The following is a 25,070-nucleotide window of genomic DNA, read 5'->3' as shown; positions in this document are numbered from 1 at the left end:
GCCACCTCTATTAGAAAATTTCCATTAATTTATCAAGCTCATCCAGCGTCAAATCGTCGTCACCAAGGTCACTCGGGGTCAGTTCCGTACCATCTTGAGATAGGCAATGTTCAATGATTCTGAGTAGATGCGCTTTAAAACTATCGCTGAATGACTTTATCGTTTTTTCATGAAATTCAAGAGAATGATAGGCCAGTGACATCGTCAGTTTTCCGTTTTCGATATATCCGACAACATCCAGCGCATTCGGTTTTTCTGTTTCAGGGCTTAATGACTGTCCTGACGGCAGCTCTGATCTCGTGAACAAACCTGCATCCGACATTTCGTCAAACTGACCTAAATAGTTGAAGCTGACATCCGGCTGAATTGAGAATGCCACATCTTCTTTATGCTCCGGTGCCGTCAGATAGCGCAGAATGCCGTATCCGACTCCCTTATTCGGCACATGTCTGATATCTTCTTTCATTTGCTTCAGCTGGTAGCCCAGATCATCCGCATGCTTCATATCGAGCACCATTGGGAACATACTTGTAAACCAGCCGACTGTGCGGGAAATGGTCAGGTCTTCTATCATTTCTTCACGTCCATGCCCCTCTAAATGAACACTTACTTGATCTTGGCCTGTCCACTCCCTCATCGCCAATCCGAATGCCGTCAGCAAAATATCATTCATTTCTGTGTGATATGCCTCATGCACCTTTGTGGTGAGCTGTTCTGTCTCTTCAGCAGTCAGCGAGAATTCAATTGTCTTTGTATGTTTCATTCGCTGATCACCAGATTCGCGATCCTTCGGAAGCTTTGCAGCGACTGCTTGTTCTTCAAGCTGGCTCCAATACTCTTTTTCTTTCAAAAAGGCTTTGGAGTTCGCGAAGTCTTGCAATCTCTCTGCATACTCTGCAAATGAATGTGTTTTCTGCGGGAGAACCGGTTCATTACCTTGCTCAAGCTGTGTATATACCGCTGCGAAATCCTCCAGTAAAATCCGCCACGACACACCGTCAACCACTAAGTGGTGAATGGCAAGCAGCAAGTGGTCTCCGTCTTCCGCTTGGAACAATCCCGCTTTTAACAATCCGCCTTCCTGCAAGTCGATGCTGCTTTGCAAACGCTCCGCTTCTCTCTCTATACGGTCTTCGTGATCTTTCGCTTGGCCCTCAATCTGGATGACCTCCAATTGAGCGGAAGAGGCTTCAAGTCCTCTGTTGTATTGAACGACATCTTCCTGTCCCTCACGGTAAACCATGCGGAGCGCGTCATGATGCTCGATCAGCGCCTGCAATGTTTTCTCCACACGTTCAGGATCAAAGCCCTTCTTGGCGTGAAGCATCACCGATTGGTTCCAGTGGTGCTGATTCGTGAAGTTCTTTTCAAAGAACCAGCGCTGGATCGGCGTCAGGATGACCTCGCCCTCCACCGGGCCTTGGTCTGCCTGTTTGCCTTCGGCACGCTCTACGTATTGGGTCAGCTCCTCGATCGTCGGGTGCTGGAAGAGATCTTTCATTTCCAGCTTCCAGCCGTGCTGGTTCAAGCGGCTCGCCATCTGAATTCCTTTGATAGAATCTCCGCCAAGCGAGAAGAAATTGTCGGTGACACCGACTTCAGCCATTCCAAGCACGTCCTGCCAGATGCCGGCAAGCAGCTCTTCCATGTCGGTCGTCGGCGCTTTGTATTCTCCGCTTCCCGCTTCGATGTCCGGCTCAGGCAAGGCTTTGCGGTCGACTTTGCCGTTTGCCGTAACCGGAAGCTCGCTCAGCGTCACCCAGAACGCCGGGATCATGTAATCCGGCAGGGTTTCTTTAAGCGAAGACTTTAGTGCTTCTATATCAGCTGATTCCGGTGTGACATACGCCGCGATCGCTGTATTGCCGCCTTTATCCTTCACGGCTGTCACTGCCGCATCCTGTACGTCAGAAAGCTGCGCGAGCTGGACTTCAATTTCTGAAAGCTCGATCCGGTAGCCGCGGACCTTGACCTGCTGGTCGATCCGGCCGATGTATTCGATGCCGCCGTTCACCCACTTCACCAAATCACCAGTGCGGTACATGCGTTCACCCAGCATAAACGGATCAGCGACAAACCGCTTCGCGGTTTCGTCTTCTCGATTCAGATAGCCTCGCGCCAATCCGCGTCCCGCCACGCAAAGCTCTCCGGCTACGCCTTCCGGCTGCACCTGATTGCCCTCGCCAAGAATGTACACTCTCGTATTGGCGATCGCCTGTCCGATGGAAAGCGAGCCTTCCTCCGGATGGATTTCCGTGCTTGTGGCAACGACCGTGTTTTCTGTCGGCCCGTAGTTGTTGACGAGCTTGTACGGCTTTTTCACGGCACGCTTCAGCTTGTCTCCTCCAGTCAAGAGGACACGGAGTGATGTGTTCTCAAGCTCCATGAACTGTTCCGCCAGCTGTGTCGGCAGGAACGTAATCGTTACGCCGTTCGTTTCAAAATAATCGTTTAGGCGGACAATATCGAGGCGGATCGCTTCATCTATGACGTGAAGCTCAGCGCCAATCGTCCAGGTCGGGAACATCTCCCAAATGGAGGCGTCAAACCCAAAGCCCGCGTACTTCGCACTGCGGTCCTCCGCTGTCATACTGAACGCGTCGTGGTGCCAGAAGCACAGGTTCACAAGCGCATGGTGCTCGACCATGACACCCTTCGGCTGTCCGGTCGTTCCAGATGTGTAAATCATGTACGCCAAGTTCTCAGCGGTTACAGCGGTCTCTGGATTCTCCTCGTCATTTTCATCAAGCGGCAGGCTTAGAATCGTGCGGCTTCCGTCGAGAAGAATGACCTCTCCCGTATAGCTGTCCGGCACTGAAATGCCCTCTTGCTTCAAGAGAAGCTTCGCGCCGCTGTCCTGTAAAATATACTCAATCCGCTGATCCGGGTAGTCAGGATCAATCGGCACAAATGCCGCTCCCGCCTTTAAGACGCCAAGCACCGCGGCGGACATTTCAAGCGACGGCTTCGTGAGGACGCCGACGCGGTCATCCGGGCTGATGCCGCAGTCGATCAGAATTCGCGCGAGACGGTTTGCCTTCGCATTCAGCTCGCCGTACGTCCAAGACTGGTCGTTGTATGTGACAGCCGGACAGTCTTTGTGGCGCTGAGCCGTTTCTTCAAATAGCTGATGAACCGTTTTGTCTGTCGGCACAGGCAGCGATTTGCCTTTCCACGCCTCGAGAAGCGCTTGTTTTTCTGTTTCAGTGACGAGTGACAGGCTGGAAAGCGGCTGGTTCGGGTTGCCGGTAACAGCATCTAAAAGCTGCATCCAGTATTGCTTCCATCGTTCAATCGTTTCCTGCTTAAACAGAGCTGTATTGTATTCGAGTACGAATGTAAGCCCTCCGTCGGTTTCGTCAGCTGTCAGTGTGAGATCAAACTTGGCTGTTTTCCGTTCAAACGGATGCGGCTCAAGCTGAATCCCTTTCATTGTTAAATCCTTTATATTCGCATTTTGCATTGAAAAAACTGCATCGAATAACGGATTTCTGCTTGTGTCACGCTGAACCTGAACATTTCCGATCAAGTCCTCAAGCGGGTAATCCTGCGCATCAAAAGCGCTGAGTGCCGTTTCTTTCACTTCATTAAGATAGTCAGCAAAGGTCTTTTCACCCTTCGGATACGTGCGCAGCGCCAATGTATTGACGAACATTCCGATGACACGGCTGACGTCCGCTTGAGATCGTCCGGCCACAGGTGAACCGACGATGATATCGTCTTGTCCGCTCAATTTTGATAAAAACGCACTGTATGAAGCCAGAAGCACCATGTAAAGCGTGGAATCCGTTTCTTTCGCAAGCCTGCGCAGAGCATCGGCTTTGCCTGCTTCTAATGAAAATGCAATGCGGTCTCCCTCAAATGTTTGAACGGCAGGCCGGCTGTAATCAGTCGGAAGCGTCAATACCGGCAGCTCTCCATCCAGCTCCTTCAGCCAATGTTCCTCTTGCTTCTTGTAAAGCTCAGACTGAATGAACTGCTGCTGCCACACGGCATAATCCTTATATTGAATACGGAGCGGCTCAAGGTCTTCTCCGTCATACAGCTTTGAAAGCTCCTCAATCAGCACACCGACAGACGCACCGTCAGAAATAATGTGATGCATATCGAACAGCAGCACATGCTCAGTATCTGAATGCTTGATCAGCCCTATTCTGAACAGTGGAAGTTGGTCGATTTTGAAAGGCTTAATAAACTCAGAAACGATCCGCTCTGTCTCTTCTTCCGGGGCTTCGAAATAGGCCATCTCACACTCAGCCTCTTTCCAGATCCGCTGCACCGTTTCTCCATCTTTTATTTCAAACGTGGTTCTCAAGGCTTCATGACGCTGCATTAACTGCTGCATGACGCTGTTAAGCCTTTCAACATCAAGCTCACCTGTCAGGCGTAGAACCGCCGGCATGTTATAGCTCGTTTGCGCTCCTTCAAGCTGCTGGAGCACGTACATCCGTTTTTGCGGTGAAGAAACAGGATACGTATCTTGTTTCTCTGCCGGGCTGATGCTTGCGGCTGTCCCTTTTTCAGCAGAAGCAATCACTTGTGCCAAGCCCTCAACCGTCGGTGACTGGAAGAGATTTTTGAGTGACAGCTCAACGCCCAGTTCCTGATGAACCAAGGCAAGCATCTTCATGCCTGCTAATGAGTGTCCGCCAATGTCAAAGAAGTGGTCATAGACGCCGATTCGTTCAGCCTGAAGCACCTGCGCCCAAATGTCTGCGACTTTTTGTTCCGTTTCATTGCGTGGCGCAACATATGAAACACCTCTTGAAACGTTGGCATCAGGAATCGGCAGCGCTCTCCGATCAATTTTTCCGTTCCCAGTCAGCGGCAGCTCGTCCATTTGGATAAACACCGCAGGAACCATATATGCCGGCAAGTCCTTCGCAGCATGCTCTCTCAGCTCCTGTGATGAGATGTCTCCCTCTCCGACATAGTAAGCGCAAAGCAGTTGATCTCCTGCTCCTTGTTCAACAGCAAGCACAACACTCTCCTGAACACGATCATGGGTTTGCAGCTGATGTTCGATTTCTCCAAGCTCGATGCGCTGTCCGCGAATCTTCAACTGATGGTCGATTCGCCCGATAAATTCGATGTCGCCATTCGGCAGCCATCTCGCAAGGTCTCCCGTTTTATACATGCGTTCGCCGGATTCAAACGGATGGGGAACAAATTTCTCCTCAGTCAGTTCTGGACGGTTGTAATAGCCTTGCACGAGTCCTTCGCCGCTGACGCAAAGCTCTCCGGCAATCCCGGCAGGCTGCACGTGTCCCGTACGGTCAAGAATATATACTTCCGTATTGCTGACCGGTTTTCCAATCGGAACAGACAGCGTGTGCTCCTCTAACTCATCAACCGGATGATATGTCGCGAAAACCGTGCTTTCGGACGGCCCATACATGTGAAGGAGCTTGCCCTTTCCAACCGTTTGCAAAGCTTTTCTGACATGCTCAACGGAAGCCCGTTCCCCGCCAAACATAATCTTGCGCAGCGTTGACAAGCACGCTGGATTCAAGTCCACAAGCAAGTGGAACAAAGCGGTTGTAATCATGAGAATGCTGATGTTCTCCCGTTCAATGACGCGAGACAGGCGAGCCATATCCAAGACGGTTTCCTTCGGTATCAGCACCAGCTTGGCTCCGTTTAACAAAGAGCCGAACATATCGAACATAAACGCGTCAAACACGTAATTAGAAAGTCCGAGAATCGTATCCTGTTCTGTAATGCTGAGATAATTCGTTTTCTTCACCGTACGGAGAATATTGGCATGTGTCACGATATTCCCCTTTGGCGTTCCTGTCGTTCCGGAAGTATACGTCAGGTTGGCCATTGCCGCAGAATCAAGAGGCAGTGCGAGATTTCGCGCTTCGGCATGATAGCTTTCTTCCTCATCTGCGAGCACGATAACGCCGCTAAATTCCGCATCTTCTGCTAAAGCCTTTAATTTTCTCTGTGTGAGAAGCACCTTTGCGCCGCTGTCACGGAAGAAATGCTGGATTCGCTGAATCGGGTGTTCGGGATCGATCGGAACATAAGCCGAACCTGATTTTAATACTGCCAAGATCGACACAATCATCTCCATGGACCGCTCACATAAGACAGCCGCAGTTCTGCCTTCGCCAGCTCCAAGAGAAAGAATGCCGCGGGCTAAACGATTGGCCCGTTCATTCAGCTCACGATAAGTGAGTGTTTCACCTTCATATTGAAGCGCCGGATGGTCTGGCGTATTCGCCGCTTGCTCCTCAAACAGCTGAACAATTGTTTTGTCTTTCGGATAAGGTGTTCTGCCAGGGTTAAACTGTTGAATTTGCGAAGCAGCCTCCTCTTCAGAAAGAAGCTTATACTCAGAAATCGGCTTCTCCGGATCAGCCGCAGCATCTTCAAGCAAACGCGCAAAATGCGTAAGCAGCCTGTTTGCCGTGCTTTGTTTAAAGAGCTTCGTGCTGTAATCCAAATCAAGCTCAATGCCTTCATCGGTTTCTCTCGCCTGCACTGTCAAATCAAATTTGGCTATCTTGAAATTGGTCTCATGAACAGACAAGGACAGATCGCCGACAGCCGGAATGCCCTCTGTCGCGTTTTGAAGGCTGAACATCGTGTCAAACAGCGGATGCCTGCTTACATCACGCGGGATGTTCAACTCTTCAACAAGCCACTCAAACGGATAGTCCTGATGAGAAAAGGCATCCAGCACCCGTTTGCGGACACGCGAGATCAATTGAGTAAACGTCTCATCCTGCTTGACCTCACTGCGAATCGCAAGCGTATTGACGAACATCCCGACAATGCCCTCTGTATCGGAGTGGTTTCTGCCGGCTGACGGCGTCCCGACAATAATGTCATCCTGTCCCGTATACTTTGACAAAAGCGTATAGTAAGCGGAAAGCATCACCATATACAAAGTGGCGCCGTTTTGTTCAGCCAAACGATTGAGGCGATCCTTTACCCCCGCATCCAGCTTGATTGACACCCGATCCCCTTCAAAGCTTTGAACAGGCGGTCTCGGGTAATCGGACAGAAGCTGAAGCACCGGGAGCTCGCCTGCAAAGACTTCCTTCCAATAAGATCGGTCCTTCTTGTACCCTTCAGCAGCCTGCCTGCTTTGCCATACGGCGTAGTCCTTATACTGGAGACGAAGCTCAGGAAGCTGTTCGCCTTTATAAATGCGTGCTAATTCCTCCAATATAATGCCAATGGATACACCGTCAGAAATCAAGTGGTGCATGTCAAACAGCAGCATATGACGGTTCTCTTCAAGCTTCAGCAAACCGATTCTGAACAGCGGAGCTTTCGCCAAATCAAATTTCCGAACGAATGATGCCATAATTGCCTCATCTGAGCGGCCGCCTCTTTCAATCATCTCAATGTTGAATTCAACGCTGTCGTGAATGTTCTGTCTCGGCGTGCTGTTTTCAAGAACAAATGACGTTCTCAAAGACTCGTGGCGTCGAATTAACCCCTGAAATGCGCGCTCCAGTTTCTGAATATCTAAAGGCCCTTCCAGAATTGCTGCCGCCGGCATGTTGTAGCCGACTCCCGCATCCTCGAACTGGCTGACGATATATGTTCGCTGCTGTGCCAGAGAAAGCGGATAATGCTCCTGTTTTTCAGCAGGTTCAATCACCGAAAATGCCCGGCTTTCTCTGTGATCGGCTTCCTGTGCAAGAGCCGCAATCGTCGGATGCTCAAACAAATATTGAAGCGGAATCTCGACGCCTGTTTCCTTATGAATCTTCGTTAAAAGGGTCATGGCCTTCAATGAATGTCCGCCCGTTTCAAAGAAATTGTCAAAGATCCCCGCCTTCTCAACGTTCAGCACATCCTGCCAAATGGCTGCGATTGCTTTTTCAGTCTCATTTCGCGGCGCTGTATAGGCCCTGCCGCTGACAGCCTTCACCTCTAGCGCAAACAGCTTGCGGCGATCGACTTTGCCGCTTGGCGTAAGCGGAATTTCTGTCACGTCTGTAAAGTAAGCCGGCACCATATAGTCAGGAAGCTGTCTGGCCGCCTGCTCCCTCAAGCCGGCTGGCGCAAATTCGCTTCCAGGCTTCTGCACAACATATGCGCAAACCTCAAGATTTCCCTGTTCGTCAGGACGTGCCAAAACAACGGCTTTTGCAACGTCGGGCGCCTGCTGAATCACAGCTTCAATTTCCCCAAGCTCAATCCGGTATCCGCGGACTTTGACCTGGTCATCCTCTCTGCCTAAATATTCAATTGTTCCATCCGGAAGCCAGCGCACCACATCCCCGGTTCGGTACATGCGCTCGCCCGGCATGAACGGATCTTGCAAAAACTTCTCATCCGTCAATTCAGGCAAATGCAAATAGCCTCGGCCTACACCGTCTCCCGCGATATAAAGCTCGCCCGCCACGCCTTCAGGCTGCAGCCGGCCTTTTTGATCCAAAATATATAAGCGGTTATTACCCAGCGCTTTCCCGATCGGCACATACGCTGATTGAACGGGACTCTCCGAGATAACCGGATGAACAGAGGCGTCAACACACGTTTCAGTCGGCCCGTACACATTGGTCAAACGCGGCGCCGAGCCTGTTTCTTCAAACAGCTTCATCAGCTTATCCGCAACGACAGAGGATAGGCCTTCTCCGCCAATCAGCATATGCCTCAGCTTAAGTCCGACAAGATCGCCCGCCGCTATCAGCATTTGCAGATGGGCAGGTGTACCATCCGTCGCCTCAATGCTATTTCTCCGATAATACGCAGCAAGGGCGGCCCCGTTCGTCACTGTTTTCTTCGGTACGATATATAGGGTTTGTCCCAAAAGAAGCGACGCGAAAATCTGCTTCACTGACGCATCAAAGTGGAAAGGCGCAAGCAATGCCATCCGCAGGGTTTGGCAGCCGCTTTGATAAATCGTCTGCTGCAGAGATTCAACCAAGTGATGAACCTGGCGATGCTCGATCATAACGCCCTTCGGACGTCCGGTTGTTCCCGATGTGTAAATAATGTAAGCAAGATTCCGCGCGTTTACATCAGCCTCCGGCATGTCGTCTGCGCCTTCCGCAAGCGCCTGATCAAAATCAATCAATTCAGCATCGGACGCAGGAGCTTCAATCTGCGATTCAGTCAGGATGAAGTCCGCCCCGCAATCCTCCAAAATATATTGAATCCGCTCAGCAGGAAAACCGGGATCAATCGGCACATAGGCTCCGCCGGCATTTAAAATCCCCATGATAGATGTAATCATCCGTTCAGAGCGTTCAATCAGTACGGCGACAGGACTGTCCGGGCCAACCCCTTTTTGTTTCAGCACATTGGCAATACGTGCAGATTGCTCATGTAACGCTCGATAGGACAATGTGCGATCTTCAAATACAACTGCTGGGTGATCTGAAAGCAGCTCAGCCTTTTCTTGGAACAGCTCTGGGATCGTCATGTCCTTACGGTAGTTCACAGATTTACCGCCGGCCATCGCAAGCAGCTTCTCTTTCTCCCCTTCAGAAATCAGTGTTAATTCATCAATTGTATGTTCTGGATGCGTTAACGCGTTCTCCAGCATGGTCATCATGCGCTCACAAATCATGTTGATTTCTCCACGTGAAAATAAATCAGTGCGGTAATCAAAATCTATGGTGAGTTTCCCAGTATCCCATCGATCCTTTACATGAATCGAGACATCATTTAATCCGCTGCCGCTGAAAATCGGCTCTGTCAAAAAGGCAAGATCCTCTTCTTTCTGCCACTGCATCACTTGATATTCAAGAGAAACTGTAAACAGCCTGGTCAGAGAGCTCTTTGTTTCACGCAAATCATTGATCAGGAGATTATACGGATACTTTTGGTGGCGAAGTGTCTTCATGAGATCCTTCATCCGATCTTTGACAAATTCTAAAAACGCTTGCCCGCCGTCAATGTTTGTCCGAAGCGGAACCGTAGAAACAAACATGCCTAGCATTTGCTTCTCTTTCGCATTCGTCCGGTTGCCCATAAAGGTTCCCGTCACAACATCATTCTGGCCGCTGACCCTGTACAAATAGGCGGCAAGCAACGATTGAAACACCGAAAGAACACTGACTTTGTTTGCCTCACAAAACGATAGAATCTGTTGATGAAGCGCTTCAGGCACATCTTTAGAGTACCTCTTAGCATCCAAACTCCCTCCTGCGGAAGCATTCCGTTTCAGGGAAACAAGTTCAGGCACCGATTCAAATTGCTTGTTCCAAAACGCCTTGTCCTTTTCAAACCGCTTCGATTGAGCATAGTCCTGTTCAGATAAAACATGATCGATAAATGAATGCGAGATTCCTTCTTTTGTCTCTGAGCCGCTAGCTAATTCTAAATAAATGTGCATGATCGCATTCCCGAGAATATTCATGGAGATGCCATCAGAAATTACGTGATGAACATTTGCGTAAAACCACACTTCATTTTCCTTTATGGTGAACAAGGAAAAACGGAACAAATCACAATCGTACAGCGGCAAAGGTTTTTTCGTTTCCTCCCGGCTCCATTGTGAAATAGACTCTATCGCATTCGGATCTCCAGTAGTGTCAGTATGTTTTATATCAACAGGCCGATACTCGCTAATATATTGAACTGGCTCACCGTTTTCATCGAGCCGCAGCCGAAGGCGCATGGACTCATTTCTGCGAATAAACTCTTGAATCGCCTGCCCAACAAGCACATAATCAATCGCATCGGCTGAAACCAGCTTACCAATCCCCGCAAGGTTTGAAATACTCGTGTGAGGATAAAATTTTTCTGTATACCAAATTCGTTTTTGTGCATCCGTTAAAGGATAAAAAGTTATTTCCATATTGTCATACCTCCCCTAGTCTTCATAAGCAGTGAACATGTGCAGCGCATTTTCTCTTTTTTATCCATACCAGCTTTTAATTCTTATGAACTAACAACCGAAATAGCCCAAAGTACTACACTTAAAAAGCAGTGCTTCCAATCTACCGCTATTAAAACAGGCTGCCGTCAGTCAGCATTGCGGGGTTTAACACAAGCGAATAAAGACCGCAAGACCCCCCACCCTAATAGGAAACAATTTTGGCTATTTATTCATTGTTTTCAATATTTTTTATCTTGCTACCGTTCACTTTAAATGAAAAAAATGTTTTTATCACCGAAAAATGGGTGAAAAGTTTCATGCGGGATGCCGAAAGATTCCAGTTTATTTACAGGGATATTTTTGCGGGATGCCGCAATTATTTCCACTAAACATTATTTACAGAAAAATAAAAATTTTTAAAACAAATTGCTGCGTTCAATCTTATTTATTGTTGACTGCGATTTACAGTCTTTACATGATATATGTTTACCGCGCAAAAACCGAAAAACAGGCAAAAAAAAGACACCCTTGCGAAGAGCGCCTTACAACGATTCTTTCATGACATTTTTGTCGATATCAAACAATTCCATATAGCCTTTCCCCCACTCATACATGGCATCAAGAATAGGCATGAGGCTCTCTCCTTGGGAGGTCAGGGAATATTCAACCCTCGGCGGGACAACCGGATACACTTCCCTGTGAACAATCATATCCTGCTCAAGCTCTCTCAGCTGATTCGCGAGGATCTTCTGCGTAATATCAGGAATCAATGTTTTTAATTCATTGAACCGTTTTGTGCCTTCTTTTCCTAAATGCCACAAAATGAGCATTTTCCACTTACCGCCAATCACTGCAAGCGTTAATTCCTTCTCACAATTAAACCTTTTTCCGTCCATCCGGCTCAAAAGAAATCCCCCCTCAGTAACCTTTTTATATGTTAGATACGTATCGTCACTTACTTACTTTTTTGCAGACTCTTTTTTCATTATACTCACTCATAATACTAAGAGAAAGAAATCTGATTGCCGCTCCACACAGTATCCTCCAAGTAACTTGTTGACTTCAAAGTGCCTACTTCTCATCAAAAGAAGGAACCTATAGAATGAAAAATAATTCGAAAAAGGGAGTGGATCAACAATGGAATTACAGCTTGCATTAGACCTCGTCAACATCCCCGAAGCCATTGAGCTTGTCAAAGAAGTGGAACAATATATCGACGTGGTTGAAATCGGAACACCGGTCGTCATTAATGAAGGCCTAAAAGCCGTTAAAGAGATAAAAGACACATTTCCGCAATTGAAAGTTCTCGCAGACCTGAAAATCATGGATGCCGGGGGCTACGAAATCATGAAAGCGTCGGAAGCGGGCGCTGACATCATCACCGTTTTAGGGGCTACAGACGATGCAACGATTAAAGGCGCAGTAGAAGAAGCCAAAAAACAAAAGAAGAAAATCCTAGTGGACATGATTAACGTGAAAGACATCGAATCCCGCGCGAAAGAAATCGACGCACTCGGTGTTGACTACATCTGCGTCCACACTGGTTATGATCTTCAAGCAGAGGGCAAAAACTCTTTCGAAGAATTAACGACAATCAAAAATACCGTAAAAAACGCAAAAACCGCAATCGCGGGCGGCATCAAACTTGATACACTGCCAGAAGTAATCAAACAAAAGCCTGATCTTGTCATTGTAGGGGGCGGAATTACAAGCGCGGCAGACAAAGCCGAAACAGCTTCAAAAATGAAACAGCTGATTGCCCAAGGATAAATCAGATGAAAACGACTGAATACGTAACGGAAATTCTCAATGAGTTACACCGTTCAGCAGCTTATATTTCTGATGAAGAAGCTGACCAGCTTGCCGATCACATTCTTTCGTCTAATCAAATTTTTACTGCGGGTGCGGGGCGGTCTGGCCTGATGGCAAAATCCTTCGCGATGAGATTGATGCACATGGGCTTCAACGCCCATATAGTCGGTGAAATTCTCACTCCGCCGCTCGCCGAAGGAGATCTAGTTATTATCGGCTCAGGCTCAGGCGAGACAAAGAGCTTGATTCATACCGCAGCAAAAGCGAAAAGCTTACACGGAAATGTTGCAGCTTTAACCATCAATCCGCAATCAAGTATCGGAAAACAAGCAGACCTGATCATTAGAATGCCTGGTTCTCCTAAAGACCAGTCAAACGGAAGCTATAAAACCATCCAGCCAATGGGATCATTATTTGAACAAACATTGCTGCTATTCTACGACGCAGTAATTTTAAAACTCATGGAGAAAAAGAAGCTCGATTCTGAAACCATGTTCACCCACCACGCAAACCTTGAATAGCCTCACACAACCGGCCTGAAGATCAGGCCGGTTTTATTTTTTCTAAAATAAAACTTTAAGCCCCAAAATCCGATAAGTAATATGACTTACGAATCACAAAAGGAGGAATTATGTTGATAAAACGACTTAAGTTAAAGCTAGGAACTAAAATTCTTTTCCTGGTTTTTGTGGTGATTCTTTTATTTTCCGCATCAGTCGGCACGGTGATGCTTAAGGAAATTACAGAAAACATGAAACAAATGGCAACTGAAAAAGCGAAAGGGGATCTCGCTTTAAGCAATGCTTATATTGATGATGTCATTTCAGGGGACTGGCAGGTGAAAAACAATAAGCTCTATAAAGGGCAAACACAAATCAATGGAAATGAAGATATCGTTGATCTGCTTGGCGAAAAAACGGGTGATACCATTACCATTTTCCAAGGCGATACCCGTGTTGCAACCAATGTCATGAAGAATGGCGAAAGAGCTGTCGGCACCCAGGCTTCTTCTGAAGTTACTGACACTGTATTAAAGAACGGAAAACGGTTCTACGGACAAGCAGATGTTGCAGGCTCTTCTTATCAGACGGCATACATGCCGTTAAAAGATCAAAACGGGAACATCATCGGCATGCTTTATACCGGAGCAAATCAAAGCATATTAGCATCACTTACACATTCGCTTTTCACTCAATTCGCTATCGTTCTTGTTATCGTCATTATGGTATCAGTCATCCTTGTCCTGGTTTTCACAAAAAAAATCAACAAGCGGCTGAACGCTTTAAAAAGCGCCTTTGAAAGTGCCGGAAACGGAGACATGACAATAGAGGTGTCAGATAAAACCGGTGACGAGCTCTCAGAACTAAGCGCCTATTATAATAAGATGAGAATGAAGCTGAACGATACCATCCAAACTGTACAACAATCAGCCCTTCAGCTTGCATCAGCCTCTCAGCAGCTCTCAGCCGGAGCAGAAGAAACGAATCAAGCTTCAGAAAAGATTACAGAAGCTGTACAGCAGATTGCAAATGGAGCCGAAGATCAGATCACCCGAATTGAAAACAGTGAAAGCTCATTAAAACAAGCTTCAGCAGACATCCGGGATATTTCTGCAAATACTGCCGCTATCGCTGACAAAGGGCAGCTCGCTCAATCAAAAGCAGACATTGGACAAAAGGAAATTGCAAATGTACAGGCGCAAATGGATGCGATTCACCAGTCAATTCATAAAAGCGGAGAAATCATACACCAGTTAGACGGCCGCTCTAAACAAATTGAGCAAATTTTATCGGTCATCACCCAAATTGCCGATCAGACAAACCTGCTTGCGCTGAATGCAGCGATTGAAGCTGCCAGAGCCGGTGAACAAGGAAAAGGTTTTGCTGTTGTTGCTGATGAAGTACGGAAATTAGCAGAAGAGTCTCAACAGTCTGCGGGGCAGATTTCAAAACTGATCATAGAAATACAAAAGGATATGAACCGGTCTGCAAGATCTGTTGAGCATGTGAAAACAGAAGCTGCAGAAGGAGTCACCATGATCCAGCGCACCAGAGATGCATTTAAGGAAATTGCAGCTGCAACAGGTGAAATCAGCGCCGAGATTAGTGATTTATCAGCATCTGTAACAAACATTTCAGCCAGTGCACATCAAATAAATGATTCCTTTGCAGCCAATACGGCCGACATTAAAGAATCTACTCAAAATACCCGGCAAGCGGCTGCATTAACAGAGGAGCAATTTGCTGCAATGGAGGAGATTACCGCAGCTTCTGAAACGCTGTCTCAATTAGCTGAGGAGCTTACCGGTATCATAAGCCAATTTAAAATGATTAATCAAGCTGAAAACGGCTGATGACTTACTATCATTATTGTAAATTGGCAATCGTATTTTGCTGAAAGCTAATATTTCGACCTGCTAAAATTACGATTTCTGCAATAAACTGAGCAGAAAATCTAAAATTTAAACCTTTACACCACATGCTTTCTGGATTACTCTTGTGTCAGTTTTAAAAGCGGGAGGTGAACATCACGACGGACATCATAAAAACGATACTTCTCGTCATCGTCATCATAGCAGCTGCAGCTGTCGGCCTGATAAAAGGAGACTTTTTCTCAGCTGATCAAAAAACGTCTCAAACGAAAGAATATGATGAAACAATCGCCCTCCCTTCTGACCGTTATCCCGAAACGGCCAAACATATTAAGGATGCGATAAATGAGGGGCACTCAGATGTGTGCACCATCGACAGAGACGGAGCTGAGGAACGCCGCGAGCAATCATTAAAGGACGTACCTTCCAAAACGGGGTATGACAGAGATGAATGGCCAATGGCCATGTGCAAAGAAGGCGGTGAGGGAGCTTCTGTAGAATACATTTCTCCCGCTGACAATCGCGGAGCAGGCTCTTGGGTCGGGCATCAGCTTACCGATTATCCAGACGGCACAAAGGTTTTATTCACAATTCAGTAAACAATACATAGAGGAGGAACAGCACATTGATCAAATCATGGAAGCCGCAAGAACTTTCGATTTCATATCATCAATTTACTGTATTTCAAAAGGATTCTGCACCTCCTGTAATGGATTGGACTGACGAAGCGATTGAAAAAGGTTATACTGCGGCAGACGGGGCCATTTCCTTTGAGGCGCAGCGAAATACAAAGGCCTTTATTCTTTTGCGCCTGAACAGTTCAGAAACAGTAAACTCCTACGAGAAAAAAGTGACTGTTCCTTTTCATCTCACAGAAAACGGAATTCAAATTGAAAGCATCATGTCTAAAAGACTGTCCTTTGATCTCCCCAAAGGAGACTATCAATTGACATGCTGGACTGTGCCGGCTGAAATGTCAGATTTGCACGCTGACACTTATATTATTGATGCTGTTTCTGTGTAATGAAAAACCCCTGAGAGAATAACTCTCAGGGACTCTTTATAAACTTTCTCCGTTCGTCTTGATGACATCTTGATACCAATAAAAGCTTTTTTTCTTCAAGCGTTTTAAATCGTATGTGCTTTCTTCATCACGATTGACATATACAAATCCGTATCTTTTTTGGTAGCCGTTCAGCCAGCTTAACAGATCAGTAAACGACCAGCTGCAATAGCCGATTAAATCGACACCGTCACTGATGGCTTGTCTGCATTGCTCAAGATGCGAACGCAAATAATCAATTCGATAATCATCCTGTACAGTGCCGTCCTCAACTTTATCAAATTCACCTAAACCGTTCTCTGTTATAAACACTGGAAGCTGATAGCGGCTTGTAATTCGGCGAAGGCCGATACGCAGCCCAGTTGGGTCAATTGTCCAATCCCAGTTGCTCGTTGTCAGGTGAGGATTTTTTTTCGTTTTGAACACTCCCGGTATCCCCGTCTCTTGATTGGTTCCCTTTTGACCTGTCGTATTCATTTTCCCTTCCGATACACCATCAAGCGGATTTCGTTCGTAGGTGATCGTCTGATAATAATTGACACCTACAAAATCAGGCTTCCCTTTGGCAAGGAGCTCCATATCTCCCGCTTCGATAGTCGGCGCCCATCCCTGTTTTTCCAAGTAACGGAAAGGGATTTGCGGGTAGGTTCCCCAGCAATACATGTCAAGCCACCAATTGTTCATAAATTCTTCTGCGTTTTCAAATGCCAGGATATCCTCTGGATGGCTTGATAAAGGATAAGCCGGAGAATAAGCAAAGCTTGGACCGATTTTGCCTTCAGGCACATAATCTCTAAAGGATTCAATGGCTTTTGCATTAGCCAGAAATGCAATATGGTTTGCTTCATAAAATCGTTTTCTGTCTTTCACTCCAGGCGGATGCATGGCTGTAATAAAGCCGTGATTAAAATTGTAGTTCTGTTCGTTTAACGTAACCCAATATTTCACTCTATCTCCAAAACGTTTATAAAGAGTAATACAGTAATGATTAAAATCCTCTATGATTTTTCTTGACTCAAAACCGCCGTACTCGTCCATAAGCGCTTGAGGCAAATCCCAGTGATATAAAGTCAAAACCGGCTCGATGTGATGAGAAAGCAATTCATCAATCAGGTTGTCGTAAAACGCTAGACCTGCTTCATTGATCTCCCCTCTTCCTTTTGGAAAAATCCGCGGCCAGCTGACGGAAAATCGATACGCTTTTAATCCCATCTCAGCCATCAGGGCGACATCTTCTTTATATCGGTGATAATGGTCAACCGCAATATCTCCATTGGTTCCTTTAAACGTTTTGCCCGGTATTTTCGTAAACATATCCCAAACAGAGGGGCCTTTGCCATCTTCATTCCAAGCGCCTTCAATCTGGTACGCTGCAGAAGCAGAGCCCCACAAAAAATGTTTCGGAAAAGCTTCTGGATGCTGGTGAATCATAGTGTTTATCACTCCTGAATGATTTGATAAATCTATCATAGGCTATGAAACGCGTTTCAGATCAACTCGATCTTAGTCGCGGAACAGTTCAGCTAATATTGCCTACTTGTAAATAACACAAAAGCACCCAATTCCCATTGGATGCTTACCGTCTTAATGTCTTTTTTCAAATTTATGCGGATGGGGATGGGGCTTTGGAACAAAACCGTTTTGTTTCATCATTTCAAAGTGTTTGTCCATGTGATTTTTAATATATTCTCCTCTTTCTTTAGGCAGTACGCCGTATTGTACATACTTTGAGATCACGTCTTTGCGTTTTTTTAGAATCTCTGCTTCCATTTTTTCAATCTCTTTCTTTTGCTGATCTGTCAGTGTGACATTTGCGGGAGGCTGCTGCTGTTTTTCAGCGGCTTCAGCTATACCGGTCAGAGAAATGACAGCCGCGGCAATGAACATTGTGATCACGTTGATGGTTATTCGTTTCATCCAGTTTATTCCTCCAATCCTATTTTTCATATGTTTTGCTGCATTGTATTTTTTATGCATAAAAATAAAAAGAGCGAACATTATTCGCTCTTTCTAATCTCTTCGTCAGTATAAAGTTCTTCTTCACCGGGTGACGCGTACGTGACATACGTTCCCGCGATTAAATCATGCAGGGTTCGTTTGTCTTCTCGTACGGCAATCAGAATCAGGCTAGCGATCAAGCCAAGTCCGAAGGTTATACCGTAAACAAGGCCTCCAACAATAACTCGTAAAAACATTGTTAACAGGCTGACTTGTGATCCGTCTTTTTTTACGATTCTGATTCCGCAGATTCTTTTTCCGATAAGGTAGCCGCGCCAAAACACCGGCAGCAGCATAGAGTACAGCAGAACAACCAAGCTGATGAACAGGCTGTCGTTCGGGTCTTTTCCTGTAATCAGCCAATAGATCAACAAAAGAGGTACCGAGACTATAATGTAATCTAACAATGCAGCTCCCAGTCTGATCCAAAATCCGGCTGGTTTGTAAATATTCATTTGCCCCCCATTATGGTTTAAATGTTTCCATCTTTTTTCTTATCGAATATGTCATATGTCTTAGGGGCATCAGCAAGACTTAATTTATTCTGAAGATCGCTTTCATGCCTCTTGACCATTTCTTACGGTATTGGCATAGATGAATGACGGATCTGCTGCATCCTTCCTTTAACATGCGTTTCCTTGATACGTCTGGCATTCATCCTTGAACAACTCCTTTTTTCATCACCTCTTCCCTTCATAGCCGCTTTTAAACACCCACCCATGCCTTTTGTATACACAATTCGAACTTTTTGAAAACGTCATCAACATATTGCAACCCCTTATGTTCAATGCTATCTTTTTAGTTGATTAACAGATTGGGGGAACTATAGGTGAAATCATTCAAGCAATCCAAAGCCGTTATATTCAGTTTCACAATGGCTTTCTTTCTTATATTGGCAGCCTGTTCCGGCAAAAATGAAGCCGATTCCAAGGATACAGGCTGGGAGCAGATTAAGGATAAAGGGAAAATCGTAGTCGCTACATCAGGTACGCTCTATCCTACTTCTTATCACGATACCGACTCTGGCTCCGATAAGCTGACGGGCTACGAGGTTGAAGTCGTTCGCGAAGCTGCAAAACGATTGGGGCTGAAGGTTGAGTTCAAGGAGATGGGTATTGACGGGATGCTGACAGCGGTGAACAGCGGACAGGTTGACGCAGCCGCGAATGACATCGATGTGACGAAGGACCGCGAGAAGAAGTTCGCATTTTCTACTCCATATAAATATTCATACGGCACGGCAATCGTCCGTAAAGACGATTTATCAGGGATTAAAACGCTTAAGGATTTGAAAGGGAAGAAAGCGGCTGGCGCTGCTACCACCGTCTACATGGATGTCGCGAGAAAATACGGCGCCAAAGAAGTGATTTATGATAATGCGACGAATGAGCAATATTTAAAAGATGTCGCCAACGGACGCACTGATGTCATTTTAAACGACTATTACCTGCAGACACTCGCGCTCGCAGCATTCCCGGATCTCAACATTACGATCCATCCTGACATCAAGTACATGCCGAACAAACAGGCGCTTGTCATGAAAAAAAGCAATGCGGCACTTCAGAAAAAGATGAACGAAACATTGAAGGAAATGAGCAAGGATGGCACTTTGACTAAGCTGTCGAAGCAATTCTTCAATAAAGCAGATGTATCAAAGAAACTGAATGTCGACGTTCAGGACGTTGATTTGTAATCGGACGCCATGATCAATAGCATTCAGTGGGAATATATTTTCAACACGAAGCTGGCCATTGAATCGTTTCCTTATGTCATAAAAGGCATTGGGTATACACTGCTCATCTCTTTTGTAAGCATGTTTGCGGGAACTGTGATCGGCCTGTTCATATCACTCGCCAGAATGTCTACGCTTGCTTTGTTAAGATGGCCGGCGAAGCTCTATATCTCATTTATGCGGGGCGTTCCGATTTTGGTGATTTTGTTTATCCTTTATTTTGGGTTCCCATACATCGGCATTGAATTTTCTGCTGTCACGGCTGCTTTAATCGGCTTTAGCCTTAACAGTGCCGCCTACATTGCCGAAATTAACCGTTCAGCCATTTCATCCGTTGATAAAGGACAATGGGAAGCGGCATCCTCGCTGGGCCTTTCCTATTGGCAGACGATGAGGGGCATCATTTTGCCGCAATCGATACGTATTGCGCTGCCTCCGCTTGCCAATGTATTGCTCGACTTAATCAAAGCGTCATCTCTCGCTGCAATGATTACAGTGCCGGAATTGCTCCAGCATGCGAAAATCATCGGAGGCAGAGAATTTGATTACATGACCATGTATATTCTGACCGCTCTCATTTATTGGGCCATCTGCTCAATTGCCGCAACCTTTCAGAATATCCTTGAGAAAAAATACGCTCATTATGTTTAAACAAACGTTTCATTAAAAAAGCCGCTCCCCCAGGGGACGGCTTTTTTTCTATTGATTCAGTTTCCATTTAAATGGGTCTTCAAACAGCGACCAGTCGGAATCAAATTCATACTCAGTCAGCAGGCATTGATCAAGCTCTTTCGTGATCGCTTCTTCATCCAGATCAGTTCCAATAAACACTAACTGCGTTAGGCGGTCGCCAAATTCAGGGTCCCACTCCGCCAACATTTCCGGCTCTTGCTGTTTGACTTGCTCCTGCTCAAGCTTCGGCAGCGCCGCCACCCAATATGATACAGGCTCAATCGTAACCGACGGACCTGCTTGCGACATCAGTAAAGCAAGGTTGTTATGAGATGCGCACCAGACGATTCCTTTGGCACGTACCACGTTCTTTGGCATTTGATCCAGCCAACGGTAAAATCGTGTAGAATGAAACGGCAAACGTCTCTTATACACAAATGAAGAGATACCGTATTCTTCTGTTTCCGGGGTATGTTCCGCATGGCCTGCCGTCAGCTCTTGAATCCAGCCGGCCGATCCGCTCGCTTCCTCGAAGTTAAATAGCCCTGTATGTAAAATCTCCTGCGGTTTTACATTTCCTTTGACAGAACGGATGAATTTGGCCCTAGGCTGCAGTTTGCGTAGAACGTTTTCAAGCTGTTCGAGCTCTTGCTCGCTGACCAAATCACATTTATTTAAGATCAGTACATCACAAAACTCAATTTGATCGATCAAGAGGTCGGCGATTTCTCTTTCATCCTCTTCCCCCAATGCCTCTTTGCGGTCCAGAAGGCTTTCGCCTGACTGATAATCATGCCAAAAACGGTTGGCATCCACCACTGTCACCATCGTATCCAGCTGACAGAATTTTGTCAGGTCGATTCCCATCTCTTCATCGATATAAGAGAAAGTCTGGGCCACCGGGATCGGTTCGCTGATTCCTGTTGATTCGATGACGATATAATCAAACCGTCCGTCCTTTGCCAGCTTCTCAACCTCTATTAATAAGTCTTCGCGAAGCGTGCAGCAAATGCAGCCGTTTGACATTTCCACAAGCTTTTCATCTGTTCTGGAAAGGCCCCCTTCCTGCTTAACCAAGCCCGCGTCAATGTTCACCTCGCTCATATCGTTTACAATTACCGCTATTTTTAAGCCTTCGCGATTCTGCAGAATGCTGTTCAACAATGTTGTTTTTCCCGCACCGAGATAACCGCTCAGTACGGTAACCGGAATTTTTTTCATCATGATATCCTCCTCTTAAAATAGAACGATTACGATTTAAATTATATGCTTCGCTGTATGCGCAGTGGTGTAAGAAGTATTTCGCTATCGGCCCGATTTCTCATTCAGCAAAGGCTCCCATCACATATCATCCTTTTCACCACTGTAAAAGCCGCAGTTTGCATAGAACAATTGCTTGATTTGCGCTGCTAAACGGCTCTGTGTCCACATGATGAACCGATGGAGCACGCAATTTCATCTGAGGCTCGTATTTCATTTCCAGCTTTCAAGTGGCCCTTCGTGGGGAGAATGACAGCAAGATCCTTAATCAATGTCTTTCTGTTTCTCACGGATGCATCAGCCAATGATAACCCATTTATCACAAAACGTAATTGTTACGATTTGAATTGTATGGTCTTTTTTCCTTTTTGTCAACAGCTTTCAATTCAGTTGATCACCACTTTTGTATGTTCAGGGATATTTTCATATATCCATTTCGCATCCGGGATGGTCAGCCTGATGCACCCGTGAGATGCTTTCGTTTCTAGTTTTGCTGCTTCAGCTTTGATGACTTTTTGATCCTTTGTCATCGGCACACTGTGAAATAGAAACTCGCCATGGTTTTTCCATGAGACCCAGTATTCCGCGCCTTCCTGATATCCTTCGGAGAAAAACCATTCTCCCCGTTCAGGCTCTATATGAAAGGTGCCCTTTGGCGTAGCATCATCTTTTGTTTGATCCAGTCCTGACGAGACAATCATTGTATATAAAGTTTTACTTCCTTCTTTGATGTAAGTCTTCTGTTCTTTCACGTCCACATCAATCCAGACATGTTTCTGCTTGATATCCGGGTATTTACCGCCCGATGGTTTTGTCCAATCGATGCTAGTTTTTTCTGTCTTTTGGTCGGATGTTACGTGCTCTGCCGTTTTCTTTGTATCAGCGCTTGCATGTTCTTCCGTTTTCTTTTTATCGGCACTTGCGTGTTCTTCCGCATGATCGGAGCAGGCAGACAGCAGGCATGCTGGCATAAAAACGGCAACAATGAATAATGAGAGTTTCATATTCTATCCACTTCCTTCGAAAAACACAGCTTCGCATAGGCGTCGTGGAGATGGATTGATTCTTCATTCCGGCATTCAATCTCAAAGGCTGACACCCATTCAAGCTCAAACAAATCCGCAGCAATCAGCCGGGCGAGATCCTCAACAAACCTCGGATTCTCATAGGCCGTTTCCGTCACCGCTTTTTCATCAGGGCGCTTCAATACCGGATGCAGTCTCGCAGAGGCATTTGATTCTGCGGCGTGAAGCAAATCAGCTTTAACATCACTTGGCAGCGATGCAGCCGGGTGAATATCAGTCCAAATATTGACCGTTCCCCGCTGATTATGGGCACTGTATTCACTGATTTCCTTGGAACAAGGGCACAGAGTCGTTACTTTAGCTGAGATGCCGGCACGCTGTTTAAACGGCTGATCTTCACGATACGTAACAGACATGAATATGTCAGCATGCATCAGACCCGTTTTCTCAAGCTTCGGACTTTCTCGTTCGAAAAACCATGGAAACCTCACTTCAACTGAAGCAGAGGATGCGTCCATGTTTTCTGCAAGCTCTTTCGTAAATTGCTGAAGGGAGGAAAATGAGAGAATCCAGCCGTTTTGATGATAGACTTGGAGCAGCTCTGTTAACCGGCTCATGTTTATCCCCTTTTGATTTCTCGGCAAATCACAAGTCATAATAAAGTTCGCGGCCGTTGTTTGCTCGGCAGGCGCCATGGCAGAAGTGATTGTGACTGGATGGGACACATTCGCGACACCTACATGCTGAATGTCAAAAAAATAATCCTTCCTGATATTTTGCAGGTCCTTCATTTTCTCTTTTTCCACTGGTTTCTCACCCTTGGCCGGACTGACCGACCCAAAGTATTGAAGACGCTCCGTTTTTTTCGGGAGCAGCATGTGTTGATTCATTCAGAAAACTCCTCTCGCTAACAAATCGTAATAATTACTATTTATTCTGATCGGTTCACTGATGAAAATCAAGAGAAAATAAAAAAGACACGCACAAACGCGTGTCCGTCAAAAACCTACACATCCGCCGGGCTGCTTTCCGCGCTCCAGCTTTTCCGCCAGTAATAGCCTGCGGCAAGCACGAGTGCAAACGCCAGCAGCGCGATACAGGAAAACGTGATAAAACCGATAGCATATGTGCCTGTCATCTGTTTGAGAGATCCTAGGATGTTCGGCAGGAAAAAACCTCCGATACCTCCGGCCGCACCGACGATTCCCGTCACCATGCCAATTTCTTTGCGAAAACACTGCGGCACGAGCTGGAATACTGCGCCGTTGCCCATTCCGAGCCCCATCATTCCGACAAACAATAGAACAATGACCATTGAGAGGGACGGCAGGCTGCTGACTCCGGCCATACACAGTGCCACGATGACAAACAATACAGAAAGAACTTTCGTGCCGCCGACGCGATCCGAAATCAAACCCCCGACAGGCCTGAAAAAGCTCCCTGCCGCCACACATAATGTAACGAAGTCCCCTGCGTGAATTTTTGACAGCTGGTATTGATCAACAAAGAAAATGGATAAAAAGCTTGAGAGCCCGACAAATCCGCCAAATGTGACGCTATACAGCAGGCAGAAAAACCATGTTTCCTTTTGCCCGAACACATGAAGATAGCTTTTGAGCGGCTGCGGAGCCGGCTGTGCAGGAGAATCTTTAGCCAAGGAGACAAAAAGAATAAAGACGATCAATAATGGAATAAGCGCAATTCCCATAACAATGTGCCAGCCGAACTGCTCTGCCAGACGAGGGCCAAACAGGGTTGCAAACAACGTGCCGCTGTTTCCCGCGCCGGCAATCCCCATCGCAAGCCCCTGCAAATGAGGCGGATACCAGCGGCTTGCCATTGGCAGCGCAACGGCAAAGCTTGCCCCAGCTACGCCAAGCAGAATCCCGATGGCATACAGCTCAGTAAGTGAACGGCCGCCAAATGTCCCCCACAGCAGCGGAATCATTGTCACCAGCATCCCGATCACTGCCGTTTTTTTCGGTCCGATTCTGTCCGTTAAAATACCCAGAATGATACGAAACACAGATCCAGATAAAATCGGCACAGCCACGACAAGCCCTTTCTCAAAAGGAGACAGGCCAAAATCCTGAGAAATATAAACACCCAGCGCCCCAAGCATCACCCATATCATAAAACTGACATCAAAATATAAAAAGGAACAGAGCAAAGTGAGTGGATGACCGCTAGTTTTCAGTTCCGACAGCTTCATAAGATTCCCCTTTCTTGACCCTCATTATTTTACATTTTCTGAATCAAGGATATAGGACCATTATTTTCTGGAAAAGACATGTGTTAGTTTTTATGACACGTTTAATGCGTTAACAATGCATTGTGACATA

The 25,070-nt window shown here is 46.3% G+C and carries 16 protein-coding genes and 1 pseudogene; 7 read left to right on the top strand and 10 right to left on the bottom strand.

Annotated features, from left to right (window positions below):
• Positions 1-10: 10 nt before the first annotated feature.
• The gene (srfAA, locus tag CDO84_RS01000) at positions 11-10,774 is read right to left on the bottom strand and encodes a surfactin non-ribosomal peptide synthetase SrfAA (RefSeq protein ID WP_040084199.1); all 10,764 of its coding nucleotides are present in this window, start codon (positions 10,772-10,774) and stop codon (positions 11-13) included.
• Positions 10,775-11,337: 563 nt separating this feature from the next.
• Positions 11,338-11,700: a transcriptional activator HxlR gene (gene hxlR / locus CDO84_RS00995; RefSeq protein ID WP_014662740.1), complete on the bottom strand. Its 363-nt coding sequence runs from the start codon at positions 11,698-11,700 to the stop codon at positions 11,338-11,340.
• 232 nt (positions 11,701-11,932) lie between these two features.
• Here hxlR and hxlA point away from each other — a divergent pair, with 232 nt between their 5' ends.
• The 5 genes from hxlA (at position 11,933) to nin (ending at position 16,002) form a co-directional block, all read left to right on the top strand.
• On the top strand, positions 11,933-12,565 hold the full coding sequence (gene hxlA / locus CDO84_RS00990; protein ID WP_040084201.1) for a 3-hexulose-6-phosphate synthase: 633 nt from the start codon (positions 11,933-11,935) through the stop codon (positions 12,563-12,565).
• Between the two features lie 5 nt (positions 12,566-12,570).
• Complete coding sequence (gene hxlB / locus CDO84_RS00985; RefSeq protein WP_040084203.1) at positions 12,571-13,128, top strand: 6-phospho-3-hexuloisomerase; 558 nt, start codon at positions 12,571-12,573, stop codon at positions 13,126-13,128.
• A gap of 110 nt (positions 13,129-13,238) precedes the next feature.
• Positions 13,239-14,960 carry a methyl-accepting chemotaxis protein TlpC gene (gene tlpC / locus CDO84_RS00980; protein WP_040084205.1) on the top strand — a complete coding sequence of 574 codons (1,722 nt, stop codon included), beginning with the start codon at positions 13,239-13,241 and terminating at the stop codon, positions 14,958-14,960.
• Positions 14,961-15,127: 167 nt separating this feature from the next.
• Positions 15,128-15,577, top strand: coding sequence for a DNA-entry nuclease (gene nucA, locus CDO84_RS00975; RefSeq protein WP_040084206.1), 450 nt, complete (start codon positions 15,128-15,130; stop codon positions 15,575-15,577).
• 26 nt (positions 15,578-15,603) lie between these two features.
• Positions 15,604-16,002 (top strand): DNA-entry nuclease inhibitor, encoded by a 399-nt coding sequence (nin, locus tag CDO84_RS00970; RefSeq protein WP_014662735.1) that lies wholly within the window; start codon positions 15,604-15,606, stop codon positions 16,000-16,002.
• Positions 16,003-16,038: 36 nt separating this feature from the next.
• Here the strand turns inward: nin and bglC are convergent, their stop codons facing one another.
• From bglC to CDO84_RS21310, 4 genes and pseudogenes are all read right to left on the bottom strand, one after another.
• Positions 16,039-17,472, bottom strand: a complete 1,434-nt coding sequence (gene bglC / locus CDO84_RS00965) for a 6-phospho-beta-glucosidase (protein WP_040084208.1) — start codon at positions 17,470-17,472, stop codon at positions 16,039-16,041.
• A gap of 153 nt (positions 17,473-17,625) precedes the next feature.
• Positions 17,626-17,958 (bottom strand): YckD family protein, encoded by a 333-nt coding sequence (locus CDO84_RS00960; protein WP_040084394.1) that lies wholly within the window; start codon positions 17,956-17,958, stop codon positions 17,626-17,628.
• An 80-nt stretch (positions 17,959-18,038) separates the two neighbouring features.
• Positions 18,039-18,494 carry an RDD family protein gene (locus tag CDO84_RS00955; RefSeq protein ID WP_040084209.1) on the bottom strand — a complete coding sequence of 152 codons (456 nt, stop codon included), beginning with the start codon at positions 18,492-18,494 and terminating at the stop codon, positions 18,039-18,041.
• Positions 18,495-18,511: 17 nt separating this feature from the next.
• Positions 18,512-18,707, bottom strand: a pseudogene (locus CDO84_RS21310) (hypothetical protein).
• Positions 18,708-18,868: 161 nt separating this feature from the next.
• On the opposite strand from CDO84_RS21310, the gene CDO84_RS00950 reads away from it, so the two are divergent.
• Both CDO84_RS00950 and CDO84_RS00945 read left to right on the top strand, forming a co-directional pair.
• Positions 18,869-19,732 (top strand): transporter substrate-binding domain-containing protein, encoded by an 864-nt coding sequence (locus CDO84_RS00950; protein ID WP_040084210.1) that lies wholly within the window; start codon positions 18,869-18,871, stop codon positions 19,730-19,732.
• Between the two features lie 9 nt (positions 19,733-19,741).
• Positions 19,742-20,422: an amino acid ABC transporter permease gene (locus CDO84_RS00945; RefSeq protein ID WP_040084211.1), complete on the top strand. Its 681-nt coding sequence runs from the start codon at positions 19,742-19,744 to the stop codon at positions 20,420-20,422.
• Between the two features lie 48 nt (positions 20,423-20,470).
• Here the strand turns inward: CDO84_RS00945 and zinU are convergent, their stop codons facing one another.
• The 4 genes from zinU to CDO84_RS00925 form a co-directional block, all read right to left on the bottom strand.
• Positions 20,471-21,664, bottom strand: a complete 1,194-nt coding sequence (gene zinU, locus CDO84_RS00940) for a zinc metallochaperone ZinU (RefSeq protein ID WP_040084212.1) — start codon at positions 21,662-21,664, stop codon at positions 20,471-20,473.
• Between the two features lie 425 nt (positions 21,665-22,089).
• Positions 22,090-22,707 carry a L,D-transpeptidase gene (locus CDO84_RS00935; protein ID WP_040084213.1) on the bottom strand — a complete coding sequence of 206 codons (618 nt, stop codon included), beginning with the start codon at positions 22,705-22,707 and terminating at the stop codon, positions 22,090-22,092.
• Positions 22,704-23,618, bottom strand: coding sequence for a GTP cyclohydrolase FolE2 (gene folE2 / locus CDO84_RS00930; RefSeq protein ID WP_040084215.1), 915 nt, complete (start codon positions 23,616-23,618; stop codon positions 22,704-22,706). The genes CDO84_RS00935 and folE2 overlap by 4 nt, the downstream gene beginning before the upstream one ends.
• Positions 23,619-23,734: 116 nt before the next feature.
• On the bottom strand, positions 23,735-24,940 hold the full coding sequence (locus CDO84_RS00925) for an MFS transporter (protein ID WP_040084216.1): 1,206 nt from the start codon (positions 24,938-24,940) through the stop codon (positions 23,735-23,737).
• Between the last annotated feature and the right edge of the window lie 130 nt (positions 24,941-25,070).

This window comes from Bacillus sp. MD-5 (assembly GCF_002201875.1).
Taxonomy (GTDB): domain Bacteria; phylum Bacillota; class Bacilli; order Bacillales; family Bacillaceae; genus Bacillus; species Bacillus stercoris.
This window is presented reverse-complemented; position numbering and strand designations above follow the sequence as displayed.